The organism is Streptomyces sp. JJ38, from assembly GCF_019303475.1.
In the GTDB taxonomy this organism is placed as follows: domain Bacteria; phylum Actinomycetota; class Actinomycetes; order Streptomycetales; family Streptomycetaceae; genus Streptomyces.
In genome coordinates this window covers 21,591-40,704 of sequence record NZ_JABLSI010000024.1, presented here as the reverse complement: position 1 = coordinate 40,704, position 19,114 = coordinate 21,591, and the positions used below count along the sequence as shown (strand labels likewise).

The 19,114-nt window shown below is 69.2% G+C and carries 15 protein-coding genes; 8 read left to right on the top strand and 7 right to left on the bottom strand.

Annotated elements, in window-relative coordinates:
• Positions 1–51: 51 nt before the first annotated feature.
• From HPT28_RS15305 to HPT28_RS15285, 6 genes are all read right to left on the bottom strand, one after another.
• A complete protein-coding gene (locus tag HPT28_RS15305; RefSeq protein WP_219091632.1) occupies positions 52–486 on the bottom strand; it encodes an HIT family protein in 435 nt (144 codons plus the stop codon).
• Positions 483–1,568, bottom strand: coding sequence for a glycosyltransferase family 4 protein (locus tag HPT28_RS15300; RefSeq protein ID WP_308119265.1), 1,086 nt, complete (start codon positions 1,566–1,568; stop codon positions 483–485). The genes HPT28_RS15305 and HPT28_RS15300 overlap by 4 nt, the downstream gene beginning before the upstream one ends.
• Positions 1,565–2,089, bottom strand: coding sequence for a deoxycytidine triphosphate deaminase (locus HPT28_RS26945; RefSeq protein ID WP_257578666.1), 525 nt, complete (start codon positions 2,087–2,089; stop codon positions 1,565–1,567). The genes HPT28_RS15300 and HPT28_RS26945 overlap by 4 nt, the downstream gene beginning before the upstream one ends.
• On the bottom strand, positions 2,086–2,613 hold the full coding sequence (gene dcd / locus HPT28_RS15295; RefSeq protein ID WP_219091630.1) for a dCTP deaminase: 528 nt from the start codon (positions 2,611–2,613) through the stop codon (positions 2,086–2,088). Before dcd ends, HPT28_RS26945 begins: the two co-directional genes overlap by 4 nt.
• On the bottom strand, positions 2,610–3,620 hold the full coding sequence (locus HPT28_RS15290) for an ROK family protein (RefSeq protein ID WP_308119263.1): 1,011 nt from the start codon (positions 3,618–3,620) through the stop codon (positions 2,610–2,612). Before HPT28_RS15290 ends, dcd begins: the two co-directional genes overlap by 4 nt.
• A gap of 168 nt (positions 3,621–3,788) precedes the next feature.
• Positions 3,789–5,078 (bottom strand): MFS transporter, encoded by a 1,290-nt coding sequence (locus HPT28_RS15285; RefSeq protein WP_308119262.1) that lies wholly within the window; start codon positions 5,076–5,078, stop codon positions 3,789–3,791.
• Positions 5,079–5,440: 362 nt separating this feature from the next.
• On the opposite strand from HPT28_RS15285, the gene HPT28_RS15280 reads away from it, so the two are divergent.
• The 8 genes from HPT28_RS15280 (at position 5,441) to HPT28_RS15245 (ending at position 17,861) form a co-directional block, all read left to right on the top strand.
• A complete protein-coding gene (locus HPT28_RS15280; RefSeq protein ID WP_219091629.1) occupies positions 5,441–8,602 on the top strand; it encodes a condensation domain-containing protein in 3,162 nt (1,053 codons plus the stop codon).
• Entirely contained in the window at positions 8,589–9,884 is a 1,296-nt protein-coding gene (locus HPT28_RS15275) for a condensation domain-containing protein (RefSeq protein WP_219091628.1), read from the top strand. The genes HPT28_RS15280 and HPT28_RS15275 overlap by 14 nt, the downstream gene beginning before the upstream one ends.
• A complete protein-coding gene (locus tag HPT28_RS15270) occupies positions 9,884–10,168 on the top strand; it encodes a phosphopantetheine-binding protein (RefSeq protein ID WP_219091627.1) in 285 nt (94 codons plus the stop codon). Before HPT28_RS15275 ends, HPT28_RS15270 begins: the two co-directional genes overlap by 1 nt.
• Positions 10,162–11,340, top strand: a complete 1,179-nt coding sequence (locus tag HPT28_RS15265) for an acyl-CoA dehydrogenase family protein (RefSeq protein ID WP_219091626.1) — start codon at positions 10,162–10,164, stop codon at positions 11,338–11,340. Before HPT28_RS15270 ends, HPT28_RS15265 begins: the two co-directional genes overlap by 7 nt.
• A 170-nt stretch (positions 11,341–11,510) precedes the next feature.
• Entirely contained in the window at positions 11,511–12,977 is a 1,467-nt protein-coding gene (locus HPT28_RS15260; protein ID WP_219091625.1) for an amino acid adenylation domain-containing protein, read from the top strand.
• A gap of 74 nt (positions 12,978–13,051) precedes the next feature.
• Positions 13,052–14,116 carry an alpha-hydroxy acid oxidase gene (locus tag HPT28_RS15255; protein WP_257578665.1) on the top strand — a complete coding sequence of 355 codons (1,065 nt, stop codon included), beginning with the start codon at positions 13,052–13,054 and terminating at the stop codon, positions 14,114–14,116.
• Positions 14,113–15,447: a PLP-dependent aminotransferase family protein gene (locus HPT28_RS15250; protein ID WP_219091623.1), complete on the top strand. Its 1,335-nt coding sequence runs from the start codon at positions 14,113–14,115 to the stop codon at positions 15,445–15,447. Before HPT28_RS15255 ends, HPT28_RS15250 begins: the two co-directional genes overlap by 4 nt.
• Positions 15,448–15,644: 197 nt before the next feature.
• Positions 15,645–17,861, top strand: a complete 2,217-nt coding sequence (locus HPT28_RS15245; protein WP_219091622.1) for a lantibiotic dehydratase — start codon at positions 15,645–15,647, stop codon at positions 17,859–17,861.
• Positions 17,862–17,916: 55 nt separating this feature from the next.
• Here the strand turns inward: HPT28_RS15245 and HPT28_RS15240 are convergent, their stop codons facing one another.
• On the bottom strand, positions 17,917–18,792 hold the full coding sequence (locus tag HPT28_RS15240) for a hypothetical protein (RefSeq protein WP_219091621.1): 876 nt from the start codon (positions 18,790–18,792) through the stop codon (positions 17,917–17,919).
• Positions 18,793–19,114: the final 322 nt, after the last annotated feature.

Here is a 19,114-nt window from a genome sequence, read left to right as displayed (position 1 = left end):
CCCTCGCCGCGTGGCCCGGCGGGAGGCACTGTCGCGGCGGAGTGCTGGGGCCTACGCGTCTCCGGGCAGCAGGGAGAGCCGAGCACGAGTCGCCTCAAGCTCGCTCAGGGCGACCGGTTCGGCCGTCCACGGCCGGTGGAGATGGTCTCCGGCCAGCCGGGGTACCACGTGGAGGTGGAGGTGGAACACGTCCTGCCAGCCGGCTTCCCGGTTGGCCTGGAAGAGCGTGAGTCCGTCCGGCTCCAGCACCTCCCGGATCCGCCGCGCCATGCGGTGAGCCGTGTTCATCACAGCTACCGCGTCCTCCACCGCGACGTCCCAGAGGTCGGTGGCGTGTCGCTTCGGGATCACCAGCGTGTGCCCGTCCATGACCGCGGTGATGTCGAGGAACGCGACGGTCAGCTCGTCTTCGAAGACGATGGGAGCCGGCTGTGTCCGTTCGACGATGGCGCAGAAGACGCATCCGGCGCGCGGCGGCTCGGTCAACGTGCCACCTCCGAGGACAGCTCCGTGAGTTCCCGGGCCGTTCTGGACAGGGGGAAGCGCCTGGAGTTCACCCGGCCGGCAGCCGTCAGATCGTCCAGGAGCGTTCGCGTCCTGTGGAGTTCCTCCAGCCGGGCCGCGAGCCCCGTGAGATCCGCGAAGTCCACCGGGAGCGCCGACTCTCCCAGAACCTCGGCCAGGCCGGGAACCGGTTGGTAGGCGACGGGCAGGCCGCACGCCTGCGCTTCGATCGTCACGAGGCCGAAGGCCTCCAGCTTGAGCGACGGCGCGATCAGGAGGTCGTGACGGCCGAACTCGTGCCAGAGCCGCTCACGTGAGAGCCAGCCGAGGTAGTGGATGTGAGAGAGGTCCGTGCGTTCGGAGAGCTTCGCGTACTCGTGAGGTGGTGCGGCCACGCCGAGTTCGATCCCGTCGAGTCCGGCTACCGCGGAGAGGAGGCCCGCCGTGGCCTTCTCAGCCGTCAGCCGTCCGGCGTACAGGACCCTGAGCGCGTCCGGCCGCCCCCCGGATCGGGCCGGTGGCTGTTCGAGAAGGTGATCGGGTACGCCCCAGGGGATGTGGACGATCCGCTCCGTTGTGACGGGGGCGATCCGGCGCAGCCGGTCCGCCATCGCGGTGGTGGGCACCACGACGGCGTCGGCTGACGCCGCGGTTTCCCGCAGCACGCGGGCCTGGGTCTGGTGTTCGGCGGCGAACAGCAGATCCGTTCCGTGGACGAGCGCGATGGTCGCTGCTCGGGGGAAGGCGCGTGCCAGCGCGGGCGTGGCACCGAACGTCAGATGCTGAAGGTGAAGGACGTCGTAGCCGGTGTCGCCGAACGTTGTGGCGATGGCCGTGCTCAGGGTGTCGACGTACGCGCGGAAGGCAGCGCCGGACAGAGCCTTGCCGTCCACGGAGAGGAGGGACAGACGGCTGTCCGTCCGGACCGCGGTGCCGTCTGCCGGGGCCAGCATGAAGGTGTCGGCCGGGACGAGCGGGCCGGGTTCGAGGTAGAGGTCCCGGAGAAGCTCCACGCTGCCGCCGGGGCTGCCGTACGGAAGGTCGATTCCCGTGAGGATCCTCACGTGAGCTCCTCGTAGAGGCGTGACGTGTCGATACCGTTGCTGTGCATGTACTTCTGCCCCATATGCTGGTAGCTCGCCGCGGTTCCGCGGGTTCTCAGGAAGATGATCTTGCCGAACGTCATTCCTGCGTAGACCCGGACGGGGCGGACCACGCGGATCTCGAGTGTCCATCTGATGGCGTGGCCCACATGTCCCAGGGGAGCCGAGACATGCACCCACACGCCGAGCGACCCCACCGTGTGGTCGCCGTTGAGCATTTGTGCGTAGCGTTCGGAGTGTGTCCGCTCATGCGTGACGCCGAGGTACAGCTTGCCCGGTTCCAGGACCATTCCGGTGGGCGGGATGGAGCGCTGGGTGAACTTCGACGAGCGCGCGGCGTCGAGATCGGTGTCGCAGACCCGTATGGAGTCGCCGAGTCGCCAGTCGTATGCGTTCGGGGAGAGTCTGCGGACTTCGAAGGGGGTGATGGATATGTCGCCGACTTCGATTGCTCTGGCGATTTCCGGCCCGGTGAGGATCATGGGTGCTCCGGCCTGTCTCGCCAGTAGCGGGACTCCTGTGGGCCGACCGCTCCCTGGTATTTCCCAGAGTAGAGTTCGACGTCGCCCAGTGTGTCGAAGAACATGATCTGACCGATCTTCATGCCGGGGTAGACGCGCAACGGCCGAACGGCGGAGAGCATGAGGGTCCACTGACCGTGGAACCCGATGTCTCCGATGGGAGCGGTTATCTCGACGAAGAGACCCAGCCGCCCGACCGAGGAACGCCCGAAGATCAAGGGGACGTAGTGGTCGGAACCCACTTCCTCGACCGTGTGGCCGAGATAGAGTTCGCCGGGCTGGAGAACATAGCCGTCGGCGTCGATCTTGACGGCTTCGGTGGCATTTGGGTGGTACGCGTCGATCACTGGGTCGGAATAGGTTACCAGCGCCTCCCCGAGGCACACGTTGTAACTGTTCGGATTCACCTGATCCGTGTTGAAGGGGGAGATGCGTATGCGTCCGGAGTTCGTTGACTTGATGATTTCAGGGCCTGTGAGGATCACAGGAGAAACCGCCTTCCTGCCCTGGGCGGAACTGTGCGTACATGCCGTTCCACCGCGTCGTCGGTCTTGAGGAGGTCCCAGGCCAGCAGCCCCGCCCCCAGACAGCTCGCCGTGTCGCCCAGAGCTGCCGGGACGATCTCCGGAAGCTGCTGAAAGGTGACACGGCGGGCCAGAGCGGCGTGCAGTGGAGCGAAGAGGGCGTCGCCTGCCGCGGCGAGGCCGCCGCCGATGACCAACGTGTGCGGGTCCAGCAACGTCAGCACGGTGAGGAGCCCGTCAGCGAGCGCGGCCACGGCGTCCTGCCAGACGTGCTGTGCCTTGGGGTCTCCCGCGGCCATCGCCGCAACGCAGTCCGCCGCGTCGGCGCCCGGGGCGCCGCAGGCTTCGGCCCAGGCCCGGCCGACGGCGGCCGCTGACGCGAACTGCTCCAGACAGCCCAACTGGCCGCACGCGCACCGGGGGCCTCCGGGCCGTATGACGACGTGTCCGATCTCGCCGGCGGAACCATGAGCACCCGCCTCGACGTGCCCCGCGATCCCGATGGCGCCCGCGATGCCGGTACCGAGTGCGACGAAGAGGAAACGGTCGACGCCTCTCGCGGCCCCGATCCGGCTCTCAGCGAGCCCCCCGGCGCGCACGTCGTGGTGCAGGGTCACGGGGATGCCGTCGAGCCGCCGCGCGAGGAGCGAGCGTAGCGGGACGTCGCGCCAGCCGAGGTTGGCGGCGTACACCGCGGTGCCGCTGTCCGTGTCGACGATGCCGGGAACCGCGATGCCGGCCGCCGACGCGGGCTCGCCGAAGCGTTGTTCGCCGAGGGCCTGCAGTGCTGCCGCGGAGGAGACGATCGACTCCACGACGGCTTCGGGCCCGCGCTCGCGCCCGGTGGCCCGGGTGACGCTGTGAAGGACCTTCCCGTCGGCCCCCGTCAGCGCGGCCTTGACCCGGGTACCGCCGACGTCCAGGGCAAGGACGTGCGGCGTCGGGTGGATCCTGGTGTCTGACGCCACGGGGACTCCGGTTCTGTCAGGTGACTGTGCTGATGGCTGGCCTGTGCGCGGGGCCGCGGTCCGCGCTGCGCGACGCTGCGTCCGACGAGGCGTCACCCGTGGTGCTCGGAGCTGCCGGTGACGGGGTCGCCGGGCCCGAGCCGGGTCGCGGGCGTCCCCGGGGCGGGATCACGGGCTCTTCGGCTGGAGTTCGGCCTCAGCGGTCTCCGTCTCGCGCATCCGGGCGGCCTCCGCCAGGGCGGCGTTGATCCGCTTGTTGCTGGTCAGGCGGGCTGCGAACAGCGTCATCACCACGAGGACGCCGGAACCGACGAGGAAGGGTGCGCGCAGCCCGGCGACGTGCGCCAGCCACCCGCCGGCCAGTGCGCCGATCGGGCCCGCGCTCATCGCGGTCAGCCGTGTCGCGGCGCCGACACGGCCCATGAGCTCGTCCGGCACGATGGCCTGCCGCACCGACGGCCCGAGCGTCATCGTCGTGGCCATGGCCGCTCCCAGTACCGCGAACCCGGCCCCGGCGAAGTACGGGTTCGCCGACATCCCGATGCCGAACAGCGCCACGGCTTCGACGATCGCGGTCAAGGTGAGCGTCGCACCGGTGCCCAGACGTGCGCTGAGCCATCCGGCAAGGATCGCGCCCGTCAGGCCGCCGACCGCTTCCATGGTGAGGAACACCCCGTAGCCGACCGAGCCCAGCTGTAGCGTCTCGTGGGCGAAGAGCGCCAGCACGGCGCCCACGCCGCAGAACGCGAAGTTGCCGATCGCCGGGCGCAGTGCCAGCCCGAGCAGCAGCCTGTGGTGCAGCAGGTACGAGGCCCCGGTCCATGCCTCCTTGAGCAGCGAGGACTGAGGCTCCGCCTTCTTCTTCGGGCGCACGGGCAGTGACCGGATCAGCAGTGAGCTGACGAGGAAGGACACGGCCTCGGCTACGAACGGTGCGATGCGGCTGAGGGAGAACAGGAGGCTGCCGACAGGCGGTCCGACGAAGCCGTCCAGTGCGCGCTGGGTGCCCTGCAAGCGGGCGTTGGCGCGCTGGAGGGACTCGGGGTCACGGTCCAGGAGCTCCGGGAGGTAGGCGTTCGACGCGGTCTCGAACAGGACGCCACCGACCCCGAGCAGGAAGCCGATCGCGATCAGGACACCGATGTTCAGGAACCCGCCGACGAGGGCGAACAGGGCGAGCACCAGCAGCGCGAAGCGGCACAGATCGGCGATGATCATCGTGCGGCGGCGGTCCCAGCGGTCCACGAGCGCGCCGCCGATCAGACCGAAGAGCAGCCAGGGCAGGAGGGTGACAGCCTCCATGATCCCGAAGATGGTGGGGTCACGCGTCAGGGTGAGCGCGAGCAGGGGCAGCGCCGCGTAGTACACGCCGTCGCCGAGCGAGGACACGGCGGCGGCGGCCCATACACGGTGAAACGCGGCGGGCAACTTGGGCCGGTCGGTGCGCTGCTTGGGCACGGGCTTGCGTTCCGTTCTGAGAGGTGGTCAGGACCGCCGGGTGTCCGAACGCGGCGTCCAAGGGCCCGACGGTCAAAGCCGAACCGGAGACGTCCGGCAGCTGTCCGGTCGTCACGCGGGCACGAACGCGGCACGTGGGGAGCCGGGGGCGGGACGCCGTTCGCCGATGACGCGGACCTGAGGTGAGTCAAGAACGCAGTGGCAGCTTCGGCGGACTCCTATCGGAAGGCGTCGGGGGAGCGCGGGAGACATGGGAGCAATGATCAAGACCCGCTGGCCGGCTGTCAGCCTCACAGGTGTCAGGACGCCACAGGGGGCCTTGACGTGCACCATGAACCGAAGTCGTGCCCACGAGGAGTCACGTGTTCCCACTCAGCAAGCAGCAAGAACTGGTCTGGCTGCACGAGCAGATAGCCCCGGGCAGCCGCGCCTACTACTTCACAGCGGTCGTCGACCTCCGCGGAACCCTCGACGTCGGGTTCCTGCGCGACGCTCTCGTCGAAGCGGTCGGGCACCATGACGCGATGCGGCTCCGCCTGTGTGATGGCCCTGACACGATGCCCGTTCAGGAAGTCGCCCCGGACGTCGCTGTCGAGATCCCCGAACACGACCTCCGGCACGTACCGGACCGCGAAGAACGTCGGCTCGACGCGGTGAGAGTTCACGCGGCCCGGGAGTTCGACCTGGGCACGGCACCGCTGGCACGCTGGGTTCTGCTGCGGCTCGCCGACGACCACTGGCAGCTCGTTCACGCGGAACACCACCTGATCCACGACGGCCGGTCCTTCGGAGGCTTTCTGGACGACGTGTTCAGCAGGTATGCCGCGCGGCTCGACGGCACGACCTATCAGCCTCCGGTGGCTCCCACGTACGAGGAGTATGTGGCCTTCACCCGTTCCCCCGAGTACGTCGCCGATGCGTCCCGTGCCGTGGACTGGTGGGTGGACACCCTCAAGGGAGCGACGTACGGAATCGACTTCCCCGGCCTGGGGTCGAAGCGGGCGGACCGTCGTGACTTCACCGGAGCGCAGTATCGTCAGAAGCTGCCCGCTGAGCTCATGGCGGCCGTGACGTCGACCGCGCGCGGTGGCGGCTACACGGTCTTCCCGGCCCTGCTGGCCGCCTTCGCCGAGACGTGCAGGCGTCACAGCGGCCAGGAGGACCTGGTGATCGGGACCGCGCTGCCCAACCGGCCGCCCCGGTTCGAGCACACGGTCGGCATGCTGGTGAACAGCGTCCCGTTGCGGATGCCGGCCGCCCCCGGAGCCTCCGGCCACCAGAGCGCGTGGGCGGCGATGGCCTCCGTCTACGACGCCATGGACCACCAGTCGGCGCCGGTCCAGGACATGGTGCGGGCGCTCGGGCTCAGCTCCGCTGATCTGGACAACCAGCTGTTCAACGTCATGTTCAGCATGCACGACCGGCCGCTCCCGACGACGGGCCCGTCCGGGCTGGCGGTGGAGGTGCACGGTGGGTTGAACGAGCGCAGCGCCCGCTTTGACATCGATGTCGTGGTCCTCCCGCCCGACGCCGTCTACGGGGGCGCCGGACGCCAGGAGTACACCGTCGTGTGGGACTACTCCACGCAGCGGTTCTCCGAGGACGACATCAGGACGTTGGCCGCACGGTTCGCGTGCCTGCTGCGGAACTACGCGAGCGACCCCGACCAGCCGCTCGGGTCGCTGGAGGGCGTGGACGCGGCGACCTCGCCGACGACGTCCGGCCCTGGCCCGCTCCCGCCCCTCGAACCCCTGGTCGCTGAGTTGCCCACCGACTCCTCGGCTGCCGCCGTGCTCCACGGGGCTGAGGCCCTCACCTACCAGGACCTGGACGAACGGGTCGAGGCACGCATCAGGCAGCTGCACCGCGCCGGGCTCGGCGAGGGCGACGTGCTCGCGCTCCGCATCCCGCGGGGCGTGGAGGCGATCGTGTACCTGCTCGCCTGCCTGCGGAGCGGGATCGTCTTCGCGCCGCTGTCGACCGCGCTGCCGCGGAACCTGTTGAACACGGTCCTCGACCGGCTCAGGCCCGCAGCCGTGGTGACGCAGCCGGAAGACATCGTCGACCTGGCCGACACCGACCGCATGGTGTGTGACATCTCGCAGCCCGACCGGGTGCTGAGGCCTGGGGGCGAGGGGGTGCCGCGGCCGGGGGCGGCGTACGTCATCCACACCTCCGGATCGACCGGTGTGCCCAAGGCGGTCGCCGTACCCTCCGATTCCCTGAGCCGGATCGTCGCCGCGGTGACCGGGAGGTACCGGCTCGACGGCGACGACCACGTCCTCCAGTTCGCCGATCCGGCCTTCGACGTGTTCATCGAGGAGGTACTGCCGACCCTCCGCGTGGGAGCCTCGCTCGTCATCCCGCGTCACGAAGCGCCGACCGGCGAGGAGCTCGCGGCGCTCATGCTGGCTCGGGGGATCAGCGTGCTCAACATCCCGACGAGCTACGCCCTGTCGGTGGCCGACGCGCTGGACGCGCTGCTGGCGGGACGCGATCAGCGGCTGCGCCTCCTCGTCGTGGGGGGCGAACGGTTGTCCGCGGCGGACATGGGGCGCCTTGCCGGACTTCCCGGTGGGCCGCGCGTCCTCAACGCGTACGGCGTCACCGAGGCGGTGATCACCTCAACCTGCTTCGCGTGGGGTGAGGACGCGACCCCGGACGGTTCCGGACCGGACGGGGCCGGTGTGCCGATCGGACGGCCGCTGGACGGGGTGGACGTGTGCGTCGTCGACACCCGCGGCATCGCCCTGCCGCATGGCATGGTCGGCAACATCGCGATCGCCGTCCCGGGCGGGGCCGCGCGGTACGTCGAAGACCCCGAGGCGAACGAGCACCGGTTCACGCGTCTCCCCTCGCGATCCGACCGCCTGTACTACCTCACGGGTGACCGCGGGTTCCAGGATGGCGACGGCATGTTCCACTTCCTCGGGCGGCTGGACCGCCAGGTGAAGGTGAACGGCCACCGCATCGAGCTGGAGGAGATCGAGCTCGCGGTCAAGACCGTGCGGCCGGGGAGCGACTGTGCCGTGACCGTGATGCCCGCAGGCGGGGCCGACATCCTGGTCGGCTTCGTGGCCGGTGGTCAGGACGATGCGGCCGACGGGCTGGAACGTGCCCTGGCCGCCCTTCTCCCGCGCTACGCGGTACCGCGCCGTTGGGTGTCCGTGCCCCTCATCCCCCGGCACGCCGCGACGGGCAAGGTGGACTTCACCGCCCTGACCGTCCCACCGGAGCCGGCCGAGGGGCCGCCGCTCGCGACGGCAGCGGCCGAGTTCCCGTGGTTGCGGGCGTTTCGCGAGGTGCTGGGCCGGGACGACATCACACCTGACTCGGACTTCTTCCGGATGGGCGGGCACTCCCTGCTCGTCTTCCGGCTGCTCTCGCGCTACGAGGAGCTGACCGGCTGGCGGCCGCCGACCAGCCTGGTGTTCGAGTACCCGTCGCCGGGCGGACTACAGGCCGAGACAGCGCGTCTGCGTGAGGCAGCCGCCGTGGAATCGGGACCGGATGAGCACCCCTGACGGCCTGCGGTTGACGGACGGATCCGGAGGAGAGGACACGGTCCCCGGTGGCGATGAGGCGTTTCCTCTCACGGACGCCCAGCTGCGCTTCGCCGTGATCGCGGAGAGCACCGGGCGCCGGGTATGCGTCCCGCTGTTGTTCCGGATGCCGCCGGGTGCGGTGGCCACCGCGGTTCTCCAGGACGTCCTCGACGCCATGGTGACGGGCAACCCCGCCCTGTCCTGCCGCGTGGATCTCGCCCACGGCACCCCGGTCCAGCGGTGGCACGGAGGCGGATGCGGGTTCGAGACGTGCGAAGCTCCGTCCGCCGAGCGAGCGTCCCGGCTCGTAGCCGACGCGGTCGAGGCCTTTGAGGAGTCGACCGAACCGGACCCCATGGCCGCGCGGCTCATCCGCGTCGCCGACGGCGACCTTCTCCTGCTCATGTTCGACCACACGGTGGTGGACGAACAGTCACTGGGGCTGGTGAAACGGCAACTCTCGGATCCACCGCCGAGTACATTCCGCACATCGGACCCTTCGGCCCGCCTACGACGGTACGAGGCCGCCGTACGGGATCGGGTACAGGCCGAGGCCGAGGCGTCACGCGGCGGTGGGCCCGCCTTCTGGAGGGCGCGGCTGGAGGAGGCCGGTGAGCACCTTCCGCGCCGGTCGGAAGCCCAGCTGACGGTCGCGGCCGTGCACACACCCGAGCCGGTCGAGATCCCCGACGATCTCCGGGGCTCGGTCTACCAGCTCGTCCTGGCCGCTCTCCATCGGGCCCTGCGCGATCTCGACGGAGACGGACCCACCGTCGTCGGCTACACCTGGGGACAGCGCAACACCGAGTTCGCCGACGTCGTCGGCTGCTTCATGAACACGGTTCTCTCCGTTGACACGACCGGTGAGTGGAGCACGGTTGGCGCCGGCATCCGCGCGTTCCGCAGGGGCTGGTGGCGGGAAATCGACCACGCGGCCGTCCCCTTCTCCACCGTCGTCGCCTCCGGTGCGACGCTCGCGGGCCGCCCCTGGGGCGGGCACATCGACACCGTGCTCATCTTCGAACACGCCCCCGCGGACCCGGGCTGGACGGTCGCGGGTGTGCCGGCCGAGGAGATCGAACCGGAACACGCGGTGCCCAACGCCCCGGTGGCCGCGGCGGTCGTGGCCAGGGAGGGCGAACTGCGCCTCCGGATCGCCGCCAGCCGTGAGACGCCGGACGACCGCGTGGAGGCACTCGGCAGACGGTGGCGGCACTGGCTGGGCGAGATCCTGTCCTACAGCAGAATCGGAGACACCTGATGGTCGACGTCAGCGGCTCGGTCCGCAGCGCCTGGGAGCGAGCTCTGGAAACCGGGGCGATCGGGGACGATGACGACTTCTTCGTCCTCGGCGGTACGTCGCTCCTGGCGGCTCGCCTGATCGCCGAGCTCAACGAGGAGCTCGGCCTGGCCGTCGGACTCAGGACACTGGTGGATCATCCGACCCGCCGGTCACTGTCCGAGGCCCTCCGCACGGAACTGGCCCGGCTGTCGCAGACCGCCGAGGAGGGCGGGGACCGCAACGCTGAGCAGGCCGAATGCTGAGCGGATCCCTGCGAGACCGCTATGCCCGCGAGCATGCGCCCTTCGCGGAGTCGTTCGCGTCGTTCGTCAGACGAGAGCTGGTTCCCCTGGAGTCGGAGACCTGCGACAGCATGCGGGACGAACCACCGGCCTCGGTCGCGGCGATGGTTCGCCGCAGATCTGCCGAACTGGGATTCTACGCCTGCGATTACCCTGCCGAGTACGGTGGCCAGTCGGCTCCCCTCGCGGCCAAGGCGCTTCTCTACGAGCGGGCCGAAGCCAGTGGCTGCCGTCTGGCGCCGGTCGCGCTGTGCCAGGCGGAAGGACCCAGCGAACTGCTTCTGCACGGTACCGCTGAGCAGAAGGAGCGGTACCTGCGCCCGCTGATCGCAGGCGAGACCACGCGTTGTCTTGCCATGACGGAGCCCGAGGGCGGGTCGAACATGCTGCGCCCCGCGACCAGGGCGCGGCGCCGCGGAGCGGGCGGATGGTCCCTGTCCGGCCGCAAGACCTTCGTGAGTAACGCAGCTGACGCTCGGATCGCGCTGGTCCTGGCCTCCGTGGCGGTCGCCGACGGCGAGGAGCGCACGGGCGTCTTCATCGTGCGGACGGACACGCCCGGCTTCGTCGTGGGACACCGCTACGAGGGCATGGCCGACGGCGCTGTGTACGACGTGATCCTGGACGACGTCCAGCTCGACGAGGGCGCGCTGCTCGGCGGTTCCGACGGATGGGCGGAAGCCGGTTTCCTGACGTCCAGAATGCTGGCCAAGGGGCGGCTCATGGTGGCCGCGACCGCGAACGGGATCGCCCAGCAGGCCCTGGCGGCCGGCCTGGAGTTCGCCAAGACCCGGCAGACGTTCGGGGGAACCATCGGCGCACATCAGCACGTGCAGCAGCACCTCGTCCGCGGGCAGGCGATGCTGGAGGCCGCACGGCTGCTGACGCACTCGGCAACCCAGGCCTTCGACGAGGGGGCCGACGTCGTCGCCGAGGCCGCCCAGGCCAAGTGGATCGCCACGGAGAACGCTGTGCGCACGGTCAACGACGTGTTCCAGGTCCACGGTGGCACGGCCTGGGTCCGGGGCCATCCGCTGGAGTACCTGTACCGGCGGGTCCGTGCCTACACGATCGTGGAGGGGACGACCGAGATCCAGAAGGTCATCGTCGCCAACTCCCTCGGGCTGGGCTGATGGGCGTGTCCGATGTGTGTGACGGCACGACAGGCGTCCGGCACCGATGACCGCACCGGGCCATGTGAGGCGGCCGACCGGGGTGCAGCAGACCAAGGAGGGCACGACAGATGAGAGCCGAGCGGACTTCGGCGGTGTCTTCGGCGATGTCGGGGGCGGACGGACGGACCATGACCGACGTCTTCGACGAGCAGGTCCGTCGCGCACCCGACGCCCCGGCACTGCGCTTCCACGACGGCGAACTCAGCTACGGGGAGCTCGATGAGCAGGCCGATTCCCTCGGCCGGGCGCTCCGGGAGCGGGGCGTCGCGGCGGAAGACGTGGTCGGTCTGGCGATGGCACCCTCGGCGGCGTTGGTCACGGCGATGCTCGGGGTACTCAAGGCCGGCGCTGTGTACCTGCCGCTCGCACTGGACAATCCGCCGGGCAGGAACGCGTTCCTCCTCGAGGATTCCGGTGCGAAGCTCGTCGTCCGGGACGAGGCCGCGCACGAGCTCTTTCCCTCCGCGCTGGAGTTCACCGCGCTGCGCCCGCGGGGTTCGGAGCGCGGTGGCCTGTCCAGGGTGGAGAGCGGGCAACGGGCCGCGTACATCATGTACACCTCCGGTTCGACTGGAGCACCCAAGGGCGTCGTCGTGGCCCACGAGGCGATCCGTCGGCTGGTGAGTGATCAGGACTACTGTCGGATCGGTGCCGGCGACGTCATACCCCTGGCCGCCAACACGGCGTTCGACGCCGCCACGTTCGAGGTGTGGGGCGCGCTGGCCAACGGCGCCTGTCTCGTCGGGATCTCGAAGGACCAGCTCCTCTCGGCCCCGGAGCTCGAGAAGTTCATCGCAGCGGCCTCGGTGACGGTCATGCATGTGCCCATGGCGGTCTTCCATCTCCACGCGAGGCTCAGTCCGGCCGTCTTCAGCGGTGTCGACCAGCTCCTGACCGGAGGCGAGGCGGCCGATCCGGCCCTGGTGCGGCGGGTCCTCGAAGCAGGGGCGCCACGGCGCGTCCTCCACATGTACGGTCCGACGGAGTGCACGACGTTCTCCACGGCACAGGAGATCGACGAGGAGTCGGTCTCCGGTTCCCGAGTCCCTGTCGGACGTCCGGTCGCCGGAGCCGTGGTGCTGATCCTGGACGAGCGGTTCCGCCCGGTGGAGGGCGGCGGTGCCGGGGAGATCTTCATCGGTGGGCCGCGGGTGGCGATCGGCTACCACAACCGCCCCGCTCTCGACCGTGAGCGTTTCGTGGAACTGCCCGGTCGGGCCGGACGGTTCTACCGGACCGGAGACCGGGGCCGCTGGCTCGCCGACGGCACGATCGACTTCCTCGGCCGACTGGACGACCAGGTGAAGCTGCACGGGATGCGGGTGGAACTCGGTGAGGTCGAGACGGTCATCCGCCGGTCCGATGCCGTCGCCGACTGTGCCGTGTTCACCGTGGGGGAGGCGGAGGGGCGGCGGCTGGAGGCCCACGTCGTCTTCCACGGGGCGGAAGCCGACGTGAACGCGCTTCGGCGGGAACTGGAGGAGAAGCTGCCCGGGTACATGCTTCCGCGCGTGATCCGTCCCTGCCCCGAGCTGCCGTTGAACGCCAACGGCAAGGTGGACCGAGCGCGGCTGTCAGCCGGGCATCGTCCCTGAAGGCCAACAGGCCAGCCGCGGAACGTGCTCGGGCCGGGTTTGCCGTGATCAAAGACATGGGTGAGGAACAGACGATGGCTTCGATGCACTCCCTCGACGACTTCGAGCGTGCGGCCGAAGAGCGGATGGCGTCGGACGCCTGGGACTTCGTCTCCGGAGGCAGCGGCCGGGAGCTGACCGTCGCGGCGAACCGGACGGCGCTCGACCGGGTGCGGATCGTGCCGCGTGTCCTGGCCGGTTCGACCGAGCCGGCGATGACGGTCAGTCTGCTCGGCTCGCCCGCGGACTTGCCGCTGGCGACCGCCCCGATGGCGTACCAGCGGTGGTTCCACCCCGACGGCGAACTGGCCGTCGCCCGGGCGGCGGCCGCGCACGGCGTCCCGTTCGTTCTCAGCATGATGGGGTCCAGGACGATCGAGGAGGTGACGGAGACCGGGGCGACGACATGGCTTCAGCTCTACTGGTTGCGCGACCGGGAGGTGACTCTCGACCTGGTGCGGCGGGCCGAGGCCGCCGGCGTGGCTGCTCTGATGCTGACGGTCGACCTGCCGGTCATGGCCCGCCGGCTACGTGATCTGCGCCGTGGTCTGACGGTCCCCGGCCACCTCTCCGCTGTCAACCTCCCGCCCGGGGACCAGGGGAGCGTGCCGGGTGGCGGGCCGCTGCGTGCCGAGTCCGAGACCCTCTTCGACGGCTCCCTGTCGTTCGACGATGTTGCCTGGCTGCGGTCCCGTACGTCTCTCCCCCTGGTGGTGAAGGGGGTGCTGGCCCCGGAAGACGCGGTGCGGGCGGCCGAGGCCGGCGTGGACGCCGTCGTCGTGTCGAACCACGGTGGCCGTCAGCTCGACGGTGCGGTGGCCACGGCGACCGCCCTGCCCGCCGTCCGCCAGGCCCTGGGGGACCGCTGTGCGGTCCTCATGGACGGCGGGATACGGCATGGTGCAGACGTTCTCAAGGCTCTCGCTCTGGGGGCCGACGCGGTGCTCGTGGGCCGACCGGTCCTGTGGGGCCTCGGTGTCGGCGGTGCACCGGGCGTGCGGGAGGTGCTCGGGCTGCTGCGCACAGAACTGGAGGAGACCATGATCCTGGCCGGCTGTAAGGATGTCGGCGCCGCCCGCGGTCTGAAGGTCGTCGCATGACGGCCGGCACGCCCGAGGCCGTCGACCGGCTCGGGCTCCGGCTCGACGCGGAGGACCTGCACGGCTCCCTGCGGGACCCGGTGATGGCGTCCATGGAACTGCTGAACGAGGTGTCGGAACGCTATCCGGAGGCGATCTCCTTCGCTGCCGGGCGTCCGACCGACGCCTTCGTGGAGCCGGAGCAGATCGAGCGCTACCTGGCCGCCTACCGGCGGTTTGCGACAGCGCGGGGCCACGGGAACGGGGCTGAACGGATCCAGCGGACGCTCTTCCAGTACGGACGGACGAAGGGCGTGATCCACGACATCGTCGCCCGGCATCTGGCGGTGGACGAGGAGATCGAGGCCGACCCGGAGGCGATCGTCGTCACCGTCGGCTGCCAGGAGGCGATGCTGCTGGTCATCCGCACTCTGTGCGTCGGCCCGCAGGACGTCATGCTCGCCGCGTCGCCCTACTACGTCGGGTTCGCGGGTGCGGCAGGGCTCCTGGACGTGCCGGTCCTCCCGGTGCGTACCGGCAGTGACGGCATCGACCTGGAGGATCTGCGGCGTCGAATACGGGAAGCGAGATCGCGGGGGCTCCGGCCGCGTGGCTGCTATCTGGTTCCGGACTACTCCAATCCGACGGGTACGCGCCTCGGCCTTGCAACGCGCCATGAGCTGCTCGCTTTGGCGGAGTCGGAGGACATGCTCCTTCTGGAGGACAACCCCTATGGACTGTTCGGCACGGACACCCGGCTGCCGACACTCAAGAGTCTGGACCGGGCCCAGCGCGTCGTGTATTTCGGCTCCTTCGCCAAGACGGTGATGCCCTCGGCACGCGTCGGCTACGTCGTGGCGGACCAGCCGGTCTGGCGCGCGGGCCGGCCCGACGGCCTCCTCGCGGACAGACTGTCCGTCGTCAAGAGCATGGTCAGCGTGAACACGTCCTCCATCACGCAGGCGGTGGTGGCGGGCAAGCTGATCGAGAACGACTTCAGCCTGGCGACCGCGGTCGCGGCGGAGAACCGTCGATACGCCGACAACCGTGAGTGCATGCTTCAGGGGCTGGCGGCGAGGTTCTCCGCCGCCGGACCGGCACCGGTGACGTGGAACATCCCGGCCGGCGGCTTCTTCGCCGTGCTGACGATGCCCTTCACGGTGGACGACGATCTCCTGCGCCGTTCCGCCGCCGAGTTCGGGATCTCCTGGGTGCCGATGCGTCACTTCTACGCCGGGGGCGGAGGGCATCGTCAGATCAGGTTCTCCTGGAGCAGCGTCACGACGGACCAGATCGAAGAGGGGCTGGATCGCTTCGCCGGCCTGGTCCAGGCCCAGGTGGAAGAGCGGTAGCGAGCACCGGCGATCTCGTCGGTTCCGGCTGCGCACGGCGGGCCGGACCCCTGCCCGTCCCCGTGGGACGGGCGCGTTGTGCCGACACGGCAGAGCTCGGACCGTGGCCAACTCAATGAACCTCTCACAGGTGGGTGATGATGACAGCCGAGACTGACGGCACGGACGGCTACACACGTGCGGGCGATGGAATTCCGTTGGTCAGACTCAGTGAAGACTGGGCTCTGTGGCCGGTCGCGATGCTCCGCTCCGCGGGCCTGCCCGTGACCCGGCTCCTGGAGTTCATCAAAGCGGCCGAGGAGGCCGGACGTGACGTGGACAAGCTGTGTGCGCTGCTGGAGGACGTCTCCGCTGACCCCTGGCTCCTAGAGGCGCTGAGCTGGCAGAACCCCACCATCGTCAACTCTTGGCTGCTCAGGTACGGGGTGGAGGGCGTCGGTCCCGCACGGCGCAAACCCGCCCGTTACCGTGACAAGCTGCTCGCTCTCGGCGCGTACGTCCAGCGGTACGCCACGAAGAACGAGACGGTGGGTTTCTACGGGCCTTCCGGCTGGGCGGAGATCGACCCAACCGTGGACACGACCGCCCGGGCCGAGGGAACCGGTACCCGGGTCGGCCACTACGAGGAGTTCGAGCCCTGGGCGATCGCGGCGCTGACCGAGAGCTGGACCGCGGACCCCGAAGTGCGGTGGTACCTGCCGGTCATCGAGAGCGAAGTGGGCGTGCTCGACGGGGACTTCTTTCTCCGACCGCGTCGGCGTCCGCTCCGGTTGACACCGGATCAGAAGAGTGTGCTGGAGGGCCTCGCCACCGGCCCGGACCACGCTACGGAGCTGCTGGAGGTGCTCCGGGAATCATCGGGTGACGGGGAGCCCTGGACGCGTGAGCGTCTCGAGCCGGTGCTGCGGCAGCTCCACAAGGCCGACTGCCTGTGGTGGGGGTTCGAGCTCCCCAACGAGCGTGGTCTTGAGGCCCATGTCATGGCTCAGCTCTCCCGCTTTCCGGAGGGCGAACTCCGTTCGCGGCTCACGGCCAGCTTGCGGAAGCTTCAGCTCCTGCGCGACGAGGTGTCCGTTGTTCTGGGGGACGCTGGAAAGACCATCGAGGCGATGAACCGGCTCGGTGAGGCATTCGAAGAAGCCACCGGCCACGAGCGACGGGTCCTCAAGGAGGTCGACCCGGACAGCAGGACGCTGTTGTACCACGATGTCGCGGTCGACTGGGACGCGGTCGTGGGAGCCCGGGCCGTGGCCGAGCTCAGCGGCCCGCTCGAACTCCTGATGGCGGTCAGCCGGTATGTGACGTGGAAGGTGGCCGAAGAGATCGACGGCCTGGCACGAGAGGCACTCGCCGAGGGCGATCACTCCTTCGAGGCGGTGTTCGACGAGCTGGCCCCCGTTCTCGCCCCGGACGGCAGCAGCGTCCTCTCCCGACGCGTGATGGCTGACGTCCACGCGAAGGTCCAGCGCGTTCTGGAGGAATCGGAGCCGCGGGAGTCCACGGCCGCAGCCGTCACCTACCGGACCCAGGCCCTGCGGGAGCGCTGGCTGGAGGTCTTCGCCACACCTCGGTACGGCTGGTCGGCCGCCCGGCTCCACAGCCCGGACTTCATGCTGGCGAGCGACGGTGAGCGGCACACGTGGGTCCTGGGCGAACTGCACATGGCGGCCAACCCGCTCGACTACCGGTTCTGCCTCGACACCCAACCCAGGCCGGGGAGGATCGAGGAGTTGATCGAAGCATCGACGTCCGAGCGCTACATTCCCGCTTTCCCGGCCTACTGGCCCCGCAAGACCCCCCGGACGGCGCCACCGCCAGCCCATTACATCGCAGACAAGCAGAAGTACTGGACCCTGTGGTCCCGTTCCGTGGTGGCCCACGCGATACCGAAGCTGAGCTGCGTGGGCATGACCGTGGCAGACCGGGACGGCGAGGTGCTCGTCGTCGACGCCACCGGGGAGCCGCTGGCCCGTCTCTGCGACTTCATCGGGGAGTTCCTGTCCCTGGCGTTCGCCAGCACCTTCTCCCTGAGTCCGAAAGGGGAACACCAAAGGCGCCTCAGCCTCGATGACGTCGTCGTACAGCGTCGGACGTGGCAGTTCCCGGTCCGGCAGCTGCCGCCGGCCGCCGGGAAGGGCGCGAGCCTCCGGAAACTGTTCGAGTCGCGGGGGGTTCCCCGCTACACGTTCGTGCGTGTGCCCGGCGAACTCAAGCCGGTCTTCTGCGACGCGCACAGCTCGATGATGGTGGACGGCATCATCCGCCTGCTGCGGAAGGTCTCCGACCCGGACGCCCTGGTCCAGGTGCAGGAGATGATTCCCGATGTCGAACACCTGTGGCTGCGCGGTGCCGACGGCAACCCGGTGACCAGCGAGTTCCGCTTCGTCGTCCAGGACATGCGCGCGAGCGAATGACCCGCGGACGGTTCGGCCTGGAGCAGTGCACTGGCGCCGCTCCAGGCCGGACGGTTCAGGCGGCGTGTTGTCCGCTCCAGGGCGGAAGCAGCGCGAGGTGCTCCTCCCGGACGAGGTCATAGCGCAGAGCGTAGGACACCAGCGCTTCCCGCTTGGAGTGCATGCGACCGCCGTGCGCTGACATCGACCATTCGTCCAGTGCCAGCTTGCTCTCGCGGAGATAGTCTATGTGGTAATTAACGCTACTGCGGTTGATGTTCGCGAACCCGGGGACTGTTTTGAGGCGATCCACCACCTCCCGGACCGAAGGGACGGCGGCCATGGAGGACAGACGAAGCCGCGGTTCACACAACGCCACGAGCACCAGGAAATACTTGCTCTGCTCGTTGAGCCGGCCAACCCCGTCATCCGCCTCCTGCTGGTGTGTCGCGGAATTCAGAAGGGTCGGCGGATTGCCGAATATCTTGAGCTCTGTCATGCCCTGACTGGAAGGGATCAGGACTCTGGACATCTCGAAGGGAATGACGGCACCGATCCGGCGGGGTGCCACTTTGATGAGTTCGGCTCCTCCCTCGAGATTCTCGATGACGAATGTCGTGGTGGTGGTGAAGTTCGACATGGACCAGTGGTCGGACATGACGTCGATCCGGCCGACCGCGTCTGACTCCCTGGTCTGGAGGAGTCCCGTGTTGTCGCTGATCTTGAAGAGCAGGTGCTCGCCAAAAGGAATCTTGAACTGGTTTCCGTGGGTGCGGCCCTCGAAATGATCGGGCCGGGCCTGGGACCAGGCCACGATCACGGTGGAGTCCGGCTCCGGGGGGTGACTCAGGAATCGATCGCCCAGGGCGGCCCCCACCTGCCCGTTTCTCTTCCAGGCTATGACCCTGTCATTAATCTTGTTTGCGATAGCAATATTCACTGTGTAGCCCACCCCCGCTTAGCTGATGGTGCTGAGCCGCACGCTGTGCGCTGGCGGCTCTGAGGCCTGAATCGGCTGTCAAGGTAAACCGGCTCGGGATATGCCTGGCTTACGTGCGGACCCCCGTGTCCGGGTCCAGCCAGTTAAACCAATATCACGACGCGGAAGGTTCCTCACCCCTCGACGTCCGGTGATCCGTGCTGCTCGGGCAGGGTGCGGGCGGTGGCTGCGGCCGGGTCTTTGCGGGCGCCGGGGAGACCGCCGGGGGCTCAGTCGGGCGAACCGCGGGTCCGGCGACGCGTCAGGGCCCTCACAGATGTCAGGGCACTACCTC